This window comes from Flagellimonas oceanensis (genome assembly GCF_003992595.1).
GTDB lineage: Bacteria > Bacteroidota > Bacteroidia > Flavobacteriales > Flavobacteriaceae > Flagellimonas > Flagellimonas oceanensis.
On sequence record NZ_RZNA01000040.1, the window covers coordinates 336,361 to 353,225 of the forward strand.

General features: G+C 41.9%; 13 protein-coding genes. 5 read left to right on the forward strand and 8 right to left on the reverse strand.

The features are described 5' to 3' along the window. Positions 1–5: 5 nt before the first annotated feature. On the reverse strand, positions 6–1,178 hold the full coding sequence (locus EO132_RS11285) for a 2-isopropylmalate synthase (protein WP_127137948.1): 1,173 nt from the start codon (positions 1,176–1,178) through the stop codon (positions 6–8). A gap of 147 nt (positions 1,179–1,325) precedes the next feature. Between EO132_RS11285 and EO132_RS11290 the strand changes: the two genes are divergently transcribed. Further along, positions 1,326–2,870, forward strand: coding sequence for a hypothetical protein (locus EO132_RS11290; RefSeq protein ID WP_127137949.1), 1,545 nt, complete (start codon positions 1,326–1,328; stop codon positions 2,868–2,870). Here EO132_RS11290 and EO132_RS11295 read toward each other — a convergent pair. Continuing rightward, positions 2,860–3,564 carry an RluA family pseudouridine synthase gene (locus EO132_RS11295; RefSeq protein ID WP_127138015.1) on the reverse strand — a complete coding sequence of 235 codons (705 nt, stop codon included), beginning with the start codon at positions 3,562–3,564 and terminating at the stop codon, positions 2,860–2,862. The genes EO132_RS11290 and EO132_RS11295 overlap by 11 nt on opposite strands. 20 nt (positions 3,565–3,584) lie before the next feature. After that, a complete protein-coding gene (gene panB / locus EO132_RS11300) occupies positions 3,585–4,403 on the reverse strand; it encodes a 3-methyl-2-oxobutanoate hydroxymethyltransferase (protein WP_127137950.1) in 819 nt (272 codons plus the stop codon). Between the two features lie 71 nt (positions 4,404–4,474). Here panB and EO132_RS11305 point away from each other — a divergent pair, with 71 nt between their 5' ends. Next, complete coding sequence (locus EO132_RS11305; protein WP_127137951.1) at positions 4,475–4,957, forward strand: nuclear transport factor 2 family protein; 483 nt, start codon at positions 4,475–4,477, stop codon at positions 4,955–4,957. A gap of 2 nt (positions 4,958–4,959) precedes the next feature. Here the strand turns inward: EO132_RS11305 and EO132_RS11310 are convergent, their stop codons facing one another. Then, positions 4,960–6,069 carry a glycoside hydrolase family 88/105 protein gene (locus tag EO132_RS11310; RefSeq protein ID WP_127137952.1) on the reverse strand — a complete coding sequence of 370 codons (1,110 nt, stop codon included), beginning with the start codon at positions 6,067–6,069 and terminating at the stop codon, positions 4,960–4,962. Positions 6,070–6,116: 47 nt separating this feature from the next. After that, a complete protein-coding gene (locus tag EO132_RS11315) occupies positions 6,117–7,541 on the reverse strand; it encodes an L-serine ammonia-lyase (protein ID WP_127137953.1) in 1,425 nt (474 codons plus the stop codon). A 231-nt stretch (positions 7,542–7,772) separates the two neighbouring features. On the opposite strand from EO132_RS11315, the gene dnaK reads away from it, so the two are divergent. Both dnaK and EO132_RS11325 read left to right on the forward strand, forming a co-directional pair. Next, positions 7,773–9,701: a molecular chaperone DnaK gene (gene dnaK / locus EO132_RS11320; RefSeq protein WP_127137954.1), complete on the forward strand. Its 1,929-nt coding sequence runs from the start codon at positions 7,773–7,775 to the stop codon at positions 9,699–9,701. Between the two features lie 213 nt (positions 9,702–9,914). Continuing rightward, complete coding sequence (locus tag EO132_RS11325; RefSeq protein ID WP_127137955.1) at positions 9,915–12,317, forward strand: TonB-dependent receptor; 2,403 nt, start codon at positions 9,915–9,917, stop codon at positions 12,315–12,317. A 68-nt stretch (positions 12,318–12,385) separates the two neighbouring features. Here the strand turns inward: EO132_RS11325 and EO132_RS11330 are convergent, their stop codons facing one another. Next, positions 12,386–13,030, reverse strand: coding sequence for a response regulator transcription factor (locus EO132_RS11330; protein ID WP_127137956.1), 645 nt, complete (start codon positions 13,028–13,030; stop codon positions 12,386–12,388). Between the two features lie 684 nt (positions 13,031–13,714). After that, a complete protein-coding gene (locus EO132_RS11335; RefSeq protein WP_127137957.1) occupies positions 13,715–14,563 on the reverse strand; it encodes a TolB-like translocation protein in 849 nt (282 codons plus the stop codon). Between the two features lie 382 nt (positions 14,564–14,945). Between EO132_RS11335 and EO132_RS11340 the strand changes: the two genes are divergently transcribed. Next, complete coding sequence (locus EO132_RS11340; RefSeq protein WP_127137958.1) at positions 14,946–16,439, forward strand: potassium/proton antiporter; 1,494 nt, start codon at positions 14,946–14,948, stop codon at positions 16,437–16,439. On the opposite strand, the gene EO132_RS11345 is transcribed toward EO132_RS11340, so the two are convergent. After that, positions 16,431–16,820: a DoxX family protein gene (locus EO132_RS11345; RefSeq protein ID WP_127137959.1), complete on the reverse strand. Its 390-nt coding sequence runs from the start codon at positions 16,818–16,820 to the stop codon at positions 16,431–16,433. The two genes, EO132_RS11340 and EO132_RS11345, sit on opposite strands and share 9 nt — an antisense overlap. Positions 16,821–16,865 lie beyond the last annotated feature (45 nt).

The following is a 16,865-nucleotide window of genomic DNA, read 5'->3' on the forward strand; positions in this document are numbered from 1 at the left end:
GTGATTTAAGCTAGGCTTTTCATTCCGATATTGCTGGTCTCAACAATTTCGTGAATATCCTCGTCCATGATTTCTTTTTTCACATCGGCGTACTTCAAGAAGTTTTCGTAAACCGTATCCAATTGAAGTTTTGTGAGTTCGTACCCAACATTTTTGGCTCGGTAGGCCAAAGCGGCACGCCCACTTCGTGCAGTTAATACAATGGAGGATTCGCTTACCCCAACATCTTTTGGGTCTATGATTTCATAGGTTTCACGACGCTTGATTACCCCATCTTGGTGAATTCCGGAACTATGGGCAAACGCATTGGAACCTACGATAGCTTTATTGGGCTGCACAGGCATTCCCATTTTTTGAGAAACCATGGTACTGGTATCCCAAAGTAATTGGCTGTTGATGTTGGTATCCAAGTTTAAGTGCGGATGTTGTCTCATGATCATTACCACTTCTTCCAAAGAAGTGTTTCCAGCTCGTTCGCCGATACCGTTGATGGTACATTCGATTTGTCGAGCTCCATTGGCAACACCTGCGATGGAATTGGCAGTGGCCAAACCTAAATCATTATGGCAGTGACAGGATAGGATAGCTTTATCGATGCCTTTTACATTTTCTTTCAAGTATTTCATCTTGGCACCGTACTCTTCGGGCAAGCAATAGCCTGTTGTATCTGGAATGTTCAGCACTGTTGCTCCGACTTTGATTACCTCTTCACAGATTCGAGCTAAAAATTCATTGTCGGTACGGCCTGCATCCTCAGCATAGAATTCCACATCTTCCACAAAGGTTTTGGCGTAGGCCACAGCTGCTACGGCACGCTCAATAATCTTATCTTGGGTAGAATTGAATTTGTATTTGATATGCGATTCGGAAGTTCCGATTCCCGTATGTATTCGTGGTTTTTTGGCATCCTTAATGGCTTCTGCGGCCACTTCAATGTCTTTCTTCACGGCGCGGGTCAATCCACAGACCGTTGCATTTTTGACCAATTTGGCGATTTCGTTTACGGACTTAAAATCACCGGGGCTAGATATGGGGAACCCTGCCTCGATTACATCAACTCCCAATTGATCTAATCGTTCGGCAATGATTAATTTTTGTTCGGTATCCAGTTTGCAACCAGGTACCTGTTCTCCATCTCTTAGTGTTGTGTCAAAAATTTCTACCTTATCTTTACCCATTATTTCAACCTGTTTTTTTCTATGACTTACGAAAATAGGGAAGGTAGGCTGAAGAGGAAAAGCGACTCTGGTAACGTTACAACGTTTAATTGCTTTTTGATAGAACTAAATAACTGAAAAACAATTGTTTAAACAATATTTTTTACGATGACAAATGCCCATAAGGATGCTTTGTTTGTACTGGTAAAATCGCTGTCCAAGTCCGAAAAACGTCAATTTAAGCTCTATGTTGGTCGTTTGGGGGTCAATACGGATGCCAAGTTTTTGGCACTTTTCAACCTCTTGGATAAGATGCGGAAGTACGATGAGAAGCAGATTTTGGATAGCGGCATCGTCAAAAAATCCCAGCTTTCCAACCTCAAGGCGCACTTGTACAAGCAGATTTTGGTAAGTCTCAGGCTGAACCCAGTGAATCAAAATGTACGTATTCAAATCAGGGAGCAACTCGATTTTGCCACCATTCTCTATCAAAAAGGGCTGTATAAGCAAAGCTTGAAGATTTTGGAGAAAGCCAAAAGTTTCGCGATAGAGAACGAGGAAAAGAACGTGGCCTACGAAATCGTTGAGTTGGAGAAGGTTATCGAAACCCAGTATATTACCCGAAGTATACCTGATAGGGCTGATGAACTTGCCGTTGAGGCCAAGGAACTTTCTGCGCAAAATGTGATGACAAGCAAGCTTTCCAATCTTTCGTTACAGTTGTATGGAATGATGTTGAAAGTTGGGTATGTGCGCAGTGATGAGGATTTGCAAAAAGTAAAAAACTACTTTGAAGAACATCTGCCAAAATACGATATTGAAAAGTTGGGTTTCCGTGAAAAATTATGGCTCTACAAAGCGCATTTATGGTATAGTCTTTTGATTCAGGACTTTTTGTCAGCCTACAAATACGCCAGTAAATGGGTGGACCTGTTTTATGAGAACGACCATATGATTCCACTGAATCCCGTGTTCTTTTTAAAAGGTAACCACTATTTGTTGGAGTCACTTTTCTTTGTGAAATATGCCTCCCAGTTCAGGGAAACTTTGGAAAAGTTGGAAGAGCAGGTAAAGGATTCAAAGTTCCCTAAAAATGATAACATCAGTTCGCTAGCCTTTTTGTACATCAACACCAACAAGCTGAATCTTCATTTTCTGGAGGGCACTTTTGACAAAGGAATTTATTTGGTCAACATCATCGAGTATGGCATCAAAAAACATCGACAGCAGATTGATGAACACCACATTATGCTGCTCTATTACAAAATCGCTTGTTTGTATTTTGGAAATGGGGACAACAAAAACTGTATTGCCTACCTGAAGAAAATCATTTCCAACAAAAAATTGAAGATGCGTGAAGATTTGATGTGTTTTGCGAGGGTGTTAAGCCTTGTTGCGCATTACGAAGCAGGAATGGATTATCATTTGGAAGTGCAGCTTAAAAGCACCTATAAGTTCTTGTTGAAAATGAACGATTTACATGAGGTGCAAAAGGAAATGATCAAGTTCCTACGGAATCTTGGGGACATCTACCCGACGGATCTAAAAGGTGAGTTCCAGAAATTGTACAACGAGCTAAAAAAGTACGAAAACCACCCCTACGAAAAACGGGCATTTTTGTATTTGGATATCCTCTCGTGGTTGGAAAGTCATCTGCAGAACAAACCTGTTTCCGAGATTATTAGGGAAAAAGCCTTGGCACTTACTCGCTAAGACAGGCGTTCCAAATGGGATCCTCTGGTGGGGCTCCCAAAAATGCAATAGGTTCTTTTTGCACGGGATGCACAAGAGCCAAACTTCGTGCGTGTAGATGAATTCCACCATCCTTGTTGCTACGGTCGGCACCGTATTTTAAATCTCCTTTTATGGTACAGCCTATGGCCGCCAACTGGGCCCTGATTTGGTGGTGTCTACCGGTTTTCAAATCAATTTCCAACAAATAATAGTTGTCGAGTTTCTTTATGATCTTATAATCCAACTCAGCTTTTTTGCTATTAGGAACTTCGTTGTTGTGTGCATAGGACTTATTCTGCTTTGGATTTCGTACCAACCAATGGATTAAAGTACCGCTTTCCTGGGGAGGTGCGTTTTTTACAACTGCCCAGTACATTTTTTTGGTCTCTCCCTGAGCAAACAATTTATTGAGACGCGGGAGGGCCTTGGATGTCTTGGAAAAGAGCACAATGCCCGATGTAGGGCGGTCCAAGCGATGCACGACGCCCAAATACACATTACCCGGTTTGTTGTACTTTTCTTTTAAATACTGTTTTACGACCTCACTCAAAGGGACGTCCCCCGTTTTATCGCCTTGTACAATATCACCTACGCGCTTATTGACCACGATTAGGTGGTTGTCTTCAAAAAGAACTTGAAGGTTGGAAGGATTGGAATGTTGGCTATTGTTGATTGACAATTGTTAATTGAAGTTTAGTAAGATTCTTCGTCATTGGGAAAATCCTGGCTTTTCACATCATCCACATATTGGGAAATGGCATTGCTCATCTCATCGTATAGATTGAGATATCTTCTTAAGAACCTTGGGTGGAACTCGTGGGTCATGCCTAACATATCGTGCACAACCAACACTTGTCCGTCCACGTGGTTGCCAGCTCCAATTCCGATAATAGGTATGGAAACGCTCTCCGCGACCTCTTTGGCCAATTTGGCTGGAATTTTTTCCAGAACAATGGCAAAACAGCCCAATTCCTCCAATAGTTTGGCATCGGATTTTAGTTTTTCAGCTTCCTCTTCTTCCTTGGCACGGACCGTGTAGGTACCAAATTTGTAGATGGATTGTGGGGTAAGTCCCAAGTGGCCCATCACTGGAATGCCTGCTTCCAAAATTCGGCTGATGGATATTTTGATTTCTTCACCACCTTCCACTTTTACGGCGTGAGCACCACTTTCCTTCATAATTCGGATAGCTGAGCGTAAGGCTTCCTTGGAATCGCCCTGATAACTTCCAAAAGGAATGTCCACCACAACCAAGGCCCTTTTTGCGGCTCTGACTACGGAGGTAGCGTGATAGATCATTTGATCCAGGGTAATGGGCAATGTGGTTTCATGGCCGGCCATAACGTTACTGGCGGAATCTCCTACCAAAATGGCATCCACATTGGCACCATCCACAATTTTGGCCATAGAGTAATCGTAGGAAGTGAGCATACTGATTTTCTCACCAGTCTTTTTCATATCCACCAACGATTTTACCGTTACCCTTTTATATTCTTTTTTAGCTGTAGACATCGTAATTTTATTTGATGGCTAAAAGTAAGCAGATTTGTTTAATTTAGGCTTCAATCAAAAAAACTAATCAAATGAGAAAACTGTTCAGTTGTGTAGTGTTGTTTGCTTTGGGTACACTGGGGTATGCCCAAGGTCCAAATCCTTCAAACGAAGAAGCCAAAGCAAAAATCAAACAAGTTGTTGAAACTTTTTTCGACGGTTTCCACAAGCAAGACTCGACTATCATAAAGAGTACCGTGGCCGACGAGATTGTACTTCAAACCACGGGAAGAAACCCTGAGGGCAAGACGATTTTCAAGACTGAGGAATTTCCGAAATTTTTAAAATCCATTGTAGGTATTCCAGAAACCACAAAGTTTGAGGAAAAGCTGACCTCTTTCTCTATTCAAGTGGATAGAACCATGGCCAATGCCTGGGTAGGATACGAGTTTTGGGTAAATGGTGAGTTCAGTCATTGCGGCATCAATTCCTTTCAGTTTATCAATTTTGATGGAGAATGGAAAATCATCTACCTGATTGATACCAGGGGCAAAGAGGGGTGCATGCAAGAGTGATTTTATTTGCCTCCGTACAATTTATAAACTTCTGAACCAGCACTAAGAAAGGCACCTGCGCCATATACTTCGGTTTTGTTTGGCCAAGCTTTTCCCGGAGCCGCCCCAATAGGTTGTACATATCCGAGCATACCTTTTTCATTCACATGGTTCACTAATGCTTTCCAAGCTTTTTCAATAGCAGGGCCGTAGGTTTTTTTGTCCAATATACCTCTGTTAATGCCCCAAGCAAGTCCGTATACATAAAACGAAGTACCACTTGTTTCTGGGGTGGGATAATATTTCTGGCCTAATAAACTCATTGCCCAATGCCCTTCAGGTGTCTGTATCTTCAACAGTTTGGCAGCCATTTTTTCGAAAATATCCCTAAAATAAAGGTGTTCTTCGCTCCCAGGTTCTAGTTCGTTCATGATGTTTGCCAATCCCGCAAAAACCCAACCATTGCCACGAGACCAAAATATTTTGGTGCCATTATTCAATTGGCCCATATAACTTTCATCACGATAGTAAAGATGCTCTTCTTCATCAAACAGAAAATCAGTGGTCGCCTTGAATTCATTCATCATAAAGTCAAGGTATTTCCTTTCTCCTGTAATGTTGTACAGTTTAGCCCAAACAGGAGGGGACATAAAGAGCGCATCGCACCAATTCCAACGAGATTGGTGGTATGGGGTTCTCCATTTCAATGAAGTTTTGGCCGGATGGTACATGATAAAGTTGAACTGCTCTTTTGTGGGTTCCATCATTTTTGAGTCTTTATATTTCCTGTACAGTTCCAAATAAAGCTGTCCTACAGTATGATCATCCGCATGATAGATCCGATTGTGCAACTTCCAATCACTGAATTCGCCAATGGTTTTTAGCCATACGTAGTATTTGTCATTTTCCGCCATTGCAGCCCACTTTACCATACCAACGTAGAGAGCTCCATTTGTCCAATCGAGAGGATGGTGTGGATTATCATAGGTGTAAGCGTCCCGATAATGGTCAATTTGCCAATCCGCGACTTTTTTCATGGTGGCCTTGACCTCTTCTGGTTTGATTTTTTGTGAAAAAGACAAACTTGAAATGAGTAGCATGCATCCTACTAAGGCGGTTTTAAGGTTGGTCATTTTATATTCTTTTTTATGTCAATGGTTGTGTTTGACAATTTAATACTTTAACAATCACTCAAAAACACACCGACAGCAAGACCCCCTTCGGAGGTTTCTTTGTATTTAGAGTTCATGTCTTTTGCGGTCTCCCACATCGTGTTCACTACCTTGTCCAAAGGAACTTTAGCTTCTTTTGGGTCGGTGTCCAGAGCCAATTCCGCTGCATTTATCGCTTTAATGGCTCCCATGGCATTACGTTCTATACAAGGAACCTGAACCAAACCGCCAATAGGGTCACAGGTGAGACCTAAATGATGTTCCATCGCAATTTCGGCAGCTATCAATACTTGCTCGGGAGTGCCTCCCATCAATTCCGTTAATCCAGCGGCGGCCATGGCGGATGATACGCCTATTTCGGCTTGGCACCCTCCCATAGCTGCGGAGATGGTAGCGCCTTTTTTAAAAATGCTGCCCACTTCACTGGCCACTAGAAGGAACTGTTTCACGTCATCAAAATTGGCATCATGGTTTTCGATGACCATGTAATACATCAATACAGCGGGAATAACGCCAGCGCTTCCGTTGGTTGGCGCGGTAACCACTCGTCCCAAGGAGGCATTCACTTCATTTACGCTGAGCGCAAAACAGCTTACCCATTTAATTATTTGTCGGAACCTGACCTCTGTATCGCGAATACTTTCCAACCACTCCTGCGGAGTGGAGTAGGAGACGTCCCCTTTTAGTTTTTGATGCATTTCATAGGCACGACGTTTAACATTCAACCCACCAGGAAGCTTTCCTTCGGTATGGCAGCCTGTAAACATGCATTCCAACATGGTATTCCAGATTCGGGCAATACCTTCGTCAATTTCGGTGTCTGTCCGAAGTGATAGTTCATTTTCCATCACAATGGTGGAAATGGATTTATTTTGGGCATTGCAATGCCGGAGTAACTCATCCCCAGTTTTTACGGGATGTGGAAAGGTTTTGAATGTTTCTTTGTTCTCTTTGGCATGGATACGCTCTTCCTTAACAACAAATCCACCTCCAATGGAATAGTACGTTTCGGATATGGTTTTGCCGTTGGACAGTTCGGCTTCAAATAGCATTCCGTTGGCATGGAAGGGAAGAAATTCCTTTTTAAAGAGGATATCATGCTGAAAACTGAAGGGAATCTCTCTTTTTCCACCGAAATTGAGTTTGTTTTCAGCCTTGATGCTGTCAATTCTTCCTGAAATGCTGTCAATCTCTACAGTCTCCGGGTCGGTGCCCAATAGACCCATGACCACGGCAATATCGGTGGCGTGCCCTTTCCCGGTAAGGCAAAGGGAGCCGTACAGGTATGCCTTGATGGTTTGCACATCATCAAAAACATGCTGCTCTTCAAGTTCGGCAATCCAGCGTTCAGCGGCACGCCAAGGACCAAGGGTATGAGAGCTGGAAGGCCCTACACCAATTTTCAGCATATCAAACACACTAATACACTCCATAAACTCAATTTACAGTTTCAAATATAGGAAGCTAAACGGGATAAAATCGCGGATTTTTAAATATACAAGTCGCTTTTTCAATATTCGTTTTGACATCTTCAAGAGAGTCAAGGTATTCAAGGGTTTTGGCAATAATCTGACACCTTGTCATATTCTAGGCCATGGCATAATCATTGACATTTTATGAGCGAGATAAAAAAGAATTTTTAAACAGATATAACTTTAGATACGATGAGCAAGATTATAGGTATAGACTTAGGTACAACCAACTCCTGCGTCTCTGTAATGGAAGGTAACGAGCCCGTGGTAATTCCAAATGCCGAAGGTAAGCGAACTACTCCATCGATGATCGCATTTGTTGAAGGTGGGGAAATCAAGGTCGGTGACCCAGCAAAAAGACAAGCGGTGACCAACCCTCACAAAACGATTTATTCCATCAAGCGATTTATGGGTAACAAATACTCAGAATCCAGCAAGGAGGCACAAAGGGTACCTTATAAGGTAACAAAAGGTGACAACGATACGCCACGAGTGGACGTGGACGGTCGTTTGTACACCCCACAAGAATTGTCTGCCATGATTCTTCAAAAAATGAAGAAGACCGCAGAAGATTACTTGGGACAAGATGTAACGAGAGCGGTAATTACGGTTCCTGCATACTTTAACGATTCACAAAGACAGGCCACCAAAGAAGCTGGTGAAATCGCAGGTCTTACTGTAGAGCGTATTATCAACGAACCAACGGCCGCATCTTTGGCATACGGACTTGATAAAAAAGACACAGAACAAAAAATAGTGGTGTTTGACTTTGGTGGTGGTACGCACGACGTTTCCATTTTGGAATTGGGTGACGGTGTATTCGAAGTATTGGCCACAGATGGTGATACCCACTTGGGTGGTGACGACGTTGACCAAAAAATCATTGATTGGTTAGCCGAAGAGTTCAAGAAAGATGAAGATATGGACCTTCGTGAAGACCCCATGGCGCTTCAGCGTTTGCGGGAAGCTGCCGAAAAGGCCAAAATTGAGTTGTCTTCTTCTGCACAGACAGAAATCAACTTGCCTTACGTTACAGCGACGTCTTCAGGACCAAAACACTTGGTAAGAACATTGTCCCGTTCCAAATTTGAGCAATTGATCGCCGATTTGGTAAAAAGAACAATTGATCCCTGTGAGAAAGCATTGAAGTCTGCAGGACTTTCAAAAAGCGATATAGACGAGATTATCTTGGTAGGTGGTTCTACCCGTATCCCTGCGGTACAGGAAGCCGTTGAGAAGTTCTTCGGTAAAAAACCATCAAAAGGTGTAAACCCAGATGAGGTTGTGGCCATTGGTGCCGCTATCCAGGGTGGTGTATTGACGGGAGACGTGAAAGACGTGCTTTTGTTGGATGTTACCCCACTTTCTTTGGGTATCGAAACCATGGGAAGTGTGTTCACGAAATTGATCGAGGCGAACACGACAATCCCGACCAAGAAATCACAGGTATTCTCTACTGCAGCGGATAACCAACCTTCGGTTGAAATCCACGTACTGCAAGGGGAAAGACCGATGGCAGCGGATAACAAGACCATTGGTAGGTTCCACTTGGATGGTATTCCACCAGCACCAAGAGGTACACCTCAAATTGAAGTGACCTTTGATATTGATGCGAACGGTATCATCAAGGTTTCTGCAACGGATAAAGCTACTGGTAAGTCGCAAGACATCCGAATCGAGGCTTCTTCCGGTTTGACCGAGGAAGAAATCGAAAAGATGAAAGCAGAAGCTGAGGCCAATGCCGATGCGGATAAAAAGGCCAAGGAGACTGCCGATAAATTGAACGAGGCTGATGCCATGATCTTCCAAACGGAAAAGCAATTGAGCGAGTTTGGCGATAAATTGTCCGATGACAAGAAAAAGCCAATCGAAGAGGCTTTGGAAGAGTTGAAGAAAGCTTATGAAGGCAAAGACCTAGCGGTTATTGAGCCTGCTTTGGAAAAAATCAACGAAGCTTGGAAAGTAGCTTCTGAGGAAATGTACAAAGCACAGGCTGAAGCACAAGGTGGTGCAGCTGGAGCGGGAGCTTCTGGTGATGCTGCCGGTGGTGATACGGCCAATAACGGTGGTGCCTCTGAAGGTGACAACGTGGAAGATGTCGACTTCGAAGAAGTGAAATAATTCAAATACATTGAATATATAAAAAAGCCCTGGCGATTTCGCCAGGGCTTTTTTGTTTTCAACCCCCATCAATCTCAGTTTTGCAGGTTCAAAAGGATGAAGGCCACCTAACTATTTTTCTTTATATTTAAACAATACAGTAATAGTTGATAACAGCTTCTTTTTATCTTTTTCAAAATTTACCCCTTTATTTGAGAAGCCATAACTGATACGATGAAAAACAACAGGGAAAGACCTTTTACATTTTTTATTATTTGTTTCCTGACAATGGTTATTGGTTCGGCTTCGGCTCAAAACTCAGTTTTTGACCATAAAAATGCTCGCTGGGATGAGTTTTCATTCAATTTTCAGGATAATTTCCAAGATTCACTGGCATTGTGGCCTGAGCGTGTCCTACTACAATTGGCCAATAGGAGGACAAACACTTACACACCTATCTTTTTTAAGGCTTATCTTTTCTCTGGGAACCTATCTGTACAAAATGGTAAAAGTGGAGTTCTGAATATAGAACTATTGGATGATGACGGGGCTTTGCTGAAGCGACAATTCCATAAAATAGTAAATGGAATGGTTCAGGGCCAGCTTGAATTGCCCAGGAACATAGTTTCGGGAAGGTATACTCTAAAAGCTTATACACGTTGGTCGCAAAACTATGGCCCTGATTTTGCCGCAAAGGAACAATTTCAAATCGGCGAATTGTCGCAAGATGAAAAATCGAATGGTGTTTCCGAAGTTTTTATCCTTCCAGAAGGAGGTACGTTTTTATCTGATCAAAAGAATAGACTTGTTATTGGAACTTCTGATGATTCCTCGGGAAAGGGAAGAATTGTAGATGAAAACAATAGAGAAGTGGCTAAGGTATCCTTTTACTCATCCGATTTGGGCACGGCTATTCTTCAACCAAAACAAGGTAAAAGATATCGGCTACAGATGGAAGACGGCACCTTTTTTATGCTTCCAAAGGCAGAAACAGAGGGTTGTCTGCTGCATGTAAATAATTTGGATGAGGAATATGCCAAAATACATATTACCGCCTCAGACAAAGTCCTTGAACAAGAAGTTACCTTGATCGGTACATCTGGCGGGATAAAATATTTCGAAAAAAAATTGAATTTTGATGATGGAAACACATTGGATGTGGAACTTCTCAAAACCAATTTTCCAGCAGGCATTTTTACTTTAAGGTTAGTTGATAATCTTGGTGCTGAATTGGCAAAAAGGCCCATTTTCATAAAAGGGAAAAAGCTTCAAATAGCTGTTGAGCCTATAGGTCTTGATAGTGAAACAGATATGAAAACTTACAGAATCAAGGTAAGGGATTTAAATAACAAACCTGTTAAGTCGAGATTGGCCATCAGTGTCAATGAGTATGATGCTGATTACGAAGGGTATTTGGATTTAGAGACTGTAAGACATAAGGATTCATCTACCAATACCTCGGGTAGTACCCATGCCTTAAGTAGAAGGAAGGAATCTTTTCTCAAAGACCTTGAAGCGCTATTGTCAAATGCGAAGGAGGGAGAACAGACATTGACTGAGGGTAATACGAGATTTCCATTTCAAAAAGGGTTGGAAATCGTTGGCCATGCCTATGACTTGAACAACCAGCTTTTAAGCAATACGACAATTCAATTTTTCGCCAAAAGCGAGGAAGAGATTTGGTTGGGCGAAGCCCAAAGTGATGCTCAGGGAATAGTGAGGTTAGAAGATATCCAAATAGAGGGTAGAGCTACGTTGGTTACCAGAACCAAAGGTAGTGATGTTGCATCGAGATTGGTGCAGATTGTACCAATCGATATGATGGAGGAAAGGAAAAACGTCCTACTTCCCTATATGAAAAAAAATAAAGAACAGGCTAACACTGAGCCGTATATGGATGTAGAGCCTTTTGGTGGCAATTCTGAAAAAACAATTGAGCTTGAAGAAATTGAGATAGTGGAAAAAGCTCCTGAAAGGAAAAAAATGTCACCCTCCATTTATGGAATTGATGTGCCTTCAAACCGTATAAAACTTCAAGATCCCGTGAGACCTAAAAGTTTTGTGCAATTGCTTGCTGAGTTGCCCGGGGTTGTTGTAAGTGGAGCTGAAACACTGAATCCATCGGTTAGGGTTACAAGTGCTTCGGGGCCAATTTTATGGGTGTTGGATGGTTTTCCTTTATCTCAAGGAGGAGGAAAGAGAATAGACAGGGGTTATGGCGGAAATACCCAAAACCAATTGATGGATGTCATGGCGTTGACAAGCGCGAGAGATATTGAACGAATTGAGTTGCTGGTGGGAGCAGATGCATCCATTTATGGAACTAGGGGCTCTGGAGGAGTTATCGCAATTTACACTAGAAGAGGAGACGAATTGGAATATGTTCCACGAAAAGAAAGCGAATTGGTTTTTGAGGGATATATGCCCACACTTGATTTCAATGACTATGTAAATGAGCTTTCCAAAAGGAAGGAAAATAAATTGAACCTGTCATACTGGAATCCAAATTTGGAAACTGATGATAATGGGGAAGCGATTATTCAAGTGCCCAAGAAGAAAGATCTCTCTAGAATAAAGGTAGAGATAAGTGCAATTTCGACTAAGGGAAGGATAGGAATGGCGAGTAAAGTTTTTTGAAACCCATGGATATAACAATAAAACCCTGACGATTTCGTCAGGGTTTTTACGTGAATTACGTTTTTAAGTTAGGCCGCATTCAACTGCTGCATTTCCATTTCCTTGAGTTTTCGCAACGCCTCCGATTTGGAGTTCACGTTGAGTTTAACGTAGATGTTCTGTATATGAAAATTGACCGCGCTAGGGGTCACAAAAAGCTTGTCAGCAATCATTTTGTAAGTAAAGCCCTGAGTGAGTAGCTCAATGATTTCGTTTTCTTTTTTCGAGAACACATCAAAAGACTTGGTCTGGAATGAATCAATGATTTTTTTTGCCACATCCAGTTCCAAAGCAATGCCATGTTGCCCAAGGGCATCCAGCGCATTGAACAATCGGTCCTTGGTCATGGGTTTGATCAAGTAACCACTGGCCCCTTTTTTAAAGGCCTCTTTAATGAGCTTGAAATCATTTTTTTGGCTCATCATCAACACTTTGAGGTCTTTGTTCTTTCGATAAAAGTACTCTAAGCCATCAATGCCGGAAATTCCGTTCAATATGGCCTCACAGATGATAATATCTGGGTGGGACCGTCCAAAATTGGACAAAAGACCGTGAACGGAGCTGTAAACACCGTGGAGTTCGTACTGCTCATTATCAGTAAAGTACTGATGGTAAATGCCGCCAAGCGTATCATCGTTGTCGATGATGGCAATTTTTAAAACATTCGTTTTCATGATAAGAAAGATTTGGGGGATTAATACTGTTACATAAGTGTATTGTAGGTTAAGTTTTGGACAATATCGTCCGTCGCCACATTTTTGAAGTTGGGATAAACCAAGGAAGTTTTGCTGATACGTTCACAATGAACAAAAGCAAGTCCTCCATTAAGGTTTTCTCCAAAAATGGGTGTAACCCTTTAAGGGGTTAAGTGCTGAAATCTGTGTTTGGTTGAGGTGTTACCTCATTAAAAAAGTAAGGTGAAAAGAGGTTTTGGGACGCCTTTTTTTCGTGTGTTGTAGTTTTTGTTCATGACATAATAGATTTGGGATTGTATTATTTCAATAGTGAATTTAGAATTTTTTAACTATTGAGCAGAATTTTTGTAGTGGTTTTCGTTCAAATGCACTTTTGGATACAATCCATCAGCTTGAAATGGAAGAGGAAGGAAGTGAATGTTTTAGGTGTAAAAAGTTGTTTTTCAACTAATTAAACAAAAAAATAGGATGCCGTCCCATCAGCATCCTATTCTTGAAGTAAATCGGTCAGATTGAAATAATACAACCCGCTTTCTATGATAGTCTGTCAGTTTCCCCCTGTCTTTCTTATCATTGTCATGAGTGTTTCGAAACTCGGCTATGAAACAACATCAATGGACACTTCAGGTTTATTGACCGATTCAATAAGTATTTTAAGCAATTTTATTCTTCGTCTTGGAATGATGTGTCTACGTATTCGTAGGCTTTCTCATTCATTGCGGTTTGGAGTCCTGTATCTCCCTCAGCTACATCGTTGTACTGATCCCGCTTACTTGAACGTCCATACGCTACGGTATATTGTGCTACTGTATTGTTATAACCTCTATTGGACACCACAAATCCCATCTTTTTCTCCGGGCTCAACTGAATGGCATACTCATCGCTATTACTGTTGATGTGCGCTCCTAAATTTACCGATGTAGTCAGGGAGTTCTTAACCACTTGTGAAGCATAAAGGTCCAGTCCGCCAAAACCATCTCTTCCTTCGGAAGCGAAGAACAACAGTGTTTCGTTATAGATGCTTGGGTAAAGCTCATCTTCCTTCGTGTTTACTTTGGGGCCAAGGTTCTTGGATACGCCCAAGCTTCCGTCTGCGGCAATGTCGGCCACATAGATATCATATTTACCAAAGGTTCCTTTCATATTGGAGGCAAAGAACAAGCGTGTTCCATCAGCGGTTACCGTAGGGTGTTTGGCTGAGTAGTGTTTTGGACATACTTCCAATTGGGTAATGTTGGTCCATTCGCCGTTTACTTTTTCGGCACGGTAAACGTGGTAAATCAATTCTTTTTTGGAGAACACACCGTAAAGTGGCTTTTCGTAGGTGCCTTTGCTAAAGTAGGCCGTTTTGCCATCTTTGGTAATCGACATGGAGGGAACATAACCATCAACGGTGGAAACACTTCCTTCCATAGTGTCGTTGATCATTTTTTCATCTGCCTGTGCAAAAGTATTTTGACTGGCAAGTATCATTCCTGTAACAAGTAGACTGTAAATCGTAGATCGTGTCATGATGTATAGATTTGGGGGTTAATACATGGCAAAGATCAAAAACAATCAGCGCGAATACTTATCAATTTTTCATAGGTTTTCACTTTTAACGACTAAAAAGTGCAGTTTATCGAATATTTTTTAGCTGTTTAACACTCGAACAATCTAAAAAATGCATTTAAACGTTCCTTTTGTGTTTTTGAACGGATACTCAAATTATAGAACTATTCTTCTAAAAGTAACTTCTTACTATTGATTTTGTGACATGATCGTACTCGTTTTTATCCTATAAATCAGACAAATTGAATTATCTTCGCCTTTGCTGAAAATGCATCGATCTTTTCAGGATTGCTTTTCGTCTACTCTTGATTATCAACCTCAAACCCTAATTCACGGTCACTGTATGAACATTACCATAGAAAACATCATATTAATCGGTTCGGTACTATTGCTCATCAGTATTTTGGCGGGTAAAACAACCTATCGCTTTGGAATTCCGACCTTATTGTTGTTTTTGACCATTGGGATGTTGGCCGGATCTGATGGAATAGTTGGTATTTATTTTGACAATCCCAAGATTGCGCAGTTTGTGGGGGTGGTTTCCTTGAACTTTATTCTTTTTTCAGGTGGATTGGATACGAGTTGGCAGTCCGTAAAACCGGTTCTTAAAGAGGGAATCGTACTTTCAACCTTGGGAGTTTTACTTACTGCTATGGGTTTGGGGTACTTTGTATATCTGATCACGGATTTTACTTTATATGAAAGCCTGCTTTTGGGAGCTATTGTTTCCTCTACCGATGCCGCTGCCGTATTTTCCATACTCAGGGGCAAGAACTTGGCTCTGAAGAAGAACTTAAGGCCCACTTTGGAGTTGGAGAGTGGTAGTAACGATCCCATGGCCTACGTACTGACCATTGCATTTTTGACCCTGGTGCAGTTTCCCGAAAAGAACATTTTGTCCGTGTTGCCCATGTTTTTTCTTCAAATGGCGCTTGGAGGAGCAGCAGGGTTCTTGTTCGGAAAACTCAGTAAAATAATCATCAACAGGATTCGACTTGATTTTGAGGGACTTTACCCTGTGTTGACCATCGCTTTGATGTTCATTACCTTCTCGGCCACCGATTTTATAGGGGGCAATGGGTTTTTGGCCATCTATATCTGTTCCGTGTACTTGGGCAATCAAAATTTGATACACAAGAAAACTATTATGCGCATGTTCGATGGGTTGGCCTGGCTCATGCAGATTGTACTTTTCCTTACCTTGGGATTACTGGTATTCCCCTCGGAGATTGTTCCATTTATGGGTGTTGGCCTGTTGATTTCCCTCTTTTTGATATTTGTGGCCCGTCCGCTGGCGGTTATGATATCTCTATCCCCATTCCGAATGAAAATGAGGCGTAGGTTTTACATTTCGTGGGTAGGGTTACGGGGAGCTGTACCTATTGTTTTTGCGACCTATCCGCTTTTAGCGGGGGTGGATAAGGCCCATATGATTTTCAATATCGTATTTTTTGTGTCGTTGACCTCGGTATTGATTCAGGGAAGCACCCTGTCCATCGTTGCCAAGTGGTTGCATGTGGGATTGCCCGAAAGTGCCAAGCCCCTTTCCCCCACAGATGAACTATTGTCGGAACATCCAAAAGCCTTGATGAAGGAAATAACCATTAGTGAGTCTTGTCCCGCTACAGGGGTTAAAATAGTAAACCTGAACTTTCCCAAGAAGGCGATTATTGCGATGATTGAGCGCGATGGCAACTACCTTACCCCAAACGGTTTGACGGAAATAAAAGCCAACGATACTTTAGTAGTGCTTACGGACAAACCTGAAATTCTGGACAAAGTCTACGATTCCCTTCACCTTAAAAGAGCCAAAGAAAAGGAGACTGCCTCAGAATAGTTTTTTGATATAGGGTATTTGAGTTCGCTGTTGCCATGCCAGTACCAGACAGAAAATCAAAGTAACCAGAGCTAGGATGAACAAGGTGCCGCCATCGTTTTGTACTGCGATGCCCAATTGGGTAAGGTGTGAAAATAGGGCGCCTAACATTATGCCAATGCCCAATAGGGCGCCAATCCAAGTGGTTTTAGGGATAAGGATCAGAAGTGCTATGATCAACTCAATAACTCCCAAACCTATTCTTCCCCAAGGTTCCAATCCGAGTTGTTCAAAAATATAGACGGATTCTGGAGCTGCGGAAAATTTAAAAAACAAGGTCTGTAGTAAAATCACGGCCGGAACTATCCGTAAAACTGCGTGTATGATCTTTTTTGTTGTCATCGTTGTTTGTTTTGATAAGGTTGTGTGGTTATGGTCGGAATATTT

What these genes read in the sequence shown, in the direction of transcription:
- EO132_RS11325 (WP_127137955.1), top strand. Translation starts at nt 9,915, where the DNA reads ATGAAAAACAACAGGGAAAGACCTTTTACATTTTTTATTATTTGTTTC.
- panB (WP_127137950.1), bottom strand. Translation starts at nt 4,403, where the DNA reads ATGTCTACAGCTAAAAAAGAATATAAAAGGGTAACGGTAAAATCGTTG.
- EO132_RS11285 (WP_127137948.1), bottom strand. Translation starts at nt 1,178, where the DNA reads ATGGGTAAAGATAAGGTAGAAATTTTTGACACAACACTAAGAGATGGA.
- EO132_RS11345 (WP_127137959.1), bottom strand. Translation starts at nt 16,820, where the DNA reads ATGACAACAAAAAAGATCATACACGCAGTTTTACGGATAGTTCCGGCC.
- EO132_RS11315 (WP_127137953.1), bottom strand. Translation starts at nt 7,541, where the DNA reads ATGGAGTGTATTAGTGTGTTTGATATGCTGAAAATTGGTGTAGGGCCT.
- EO132_RS11340 (WP_127137958.1), top strand. Translation starts at nt 14,946, where the DNA reads ATGAACATTACCATAGAAAACATCATATTAATCGGTTCGGTACTATTG.
- EO132_RS11310 (WP_127137952.1), bottom strand. Translation starts at nt 6,069, where the DNA reads ATGACCAACCTTAAAACCGCCTTAGTAGGATGCATGCTACTCATTTCA.
- EO132_RS11290 (WP_127137949.1), top strand. Translation starts at nt 1,326, where the DNA reads ATGACAAATGCCCATAAGGATGCTTTGTTTGTACTGGTAAAATCGCTG.
- dnaK (WP_127137954.1), top strand. Translation starts at nt 7,773, where the DNA reads ATGAGCAAGATTATAGGTATAGACTTAGGTACAACCAACTCCTGCGTC.
- EO132_RS11330 (WP_127137956.1), bottom strand. Translation starts at nt 13,030, where the DNA reads ATGAAAACGAATGTTTTAAAAATTGCCATCATCGACAACGATGATACG.
- EO132_RS11335 (WP_127137957.1), bottom strand. Translation starts at nt 14,563, where the DNA reads ATGACACGATCTACGATTTACAGTCTACTTGTTACAGGAATGATACTT.
- EO132_RS11305 (WP_127137951.1), top strand. Translation starts at nt 4,475, where the DNA reads ATGAGAAAACTGTTCAGTTGTGTAGTGTTGTTTGCTTTGGGTACACTG.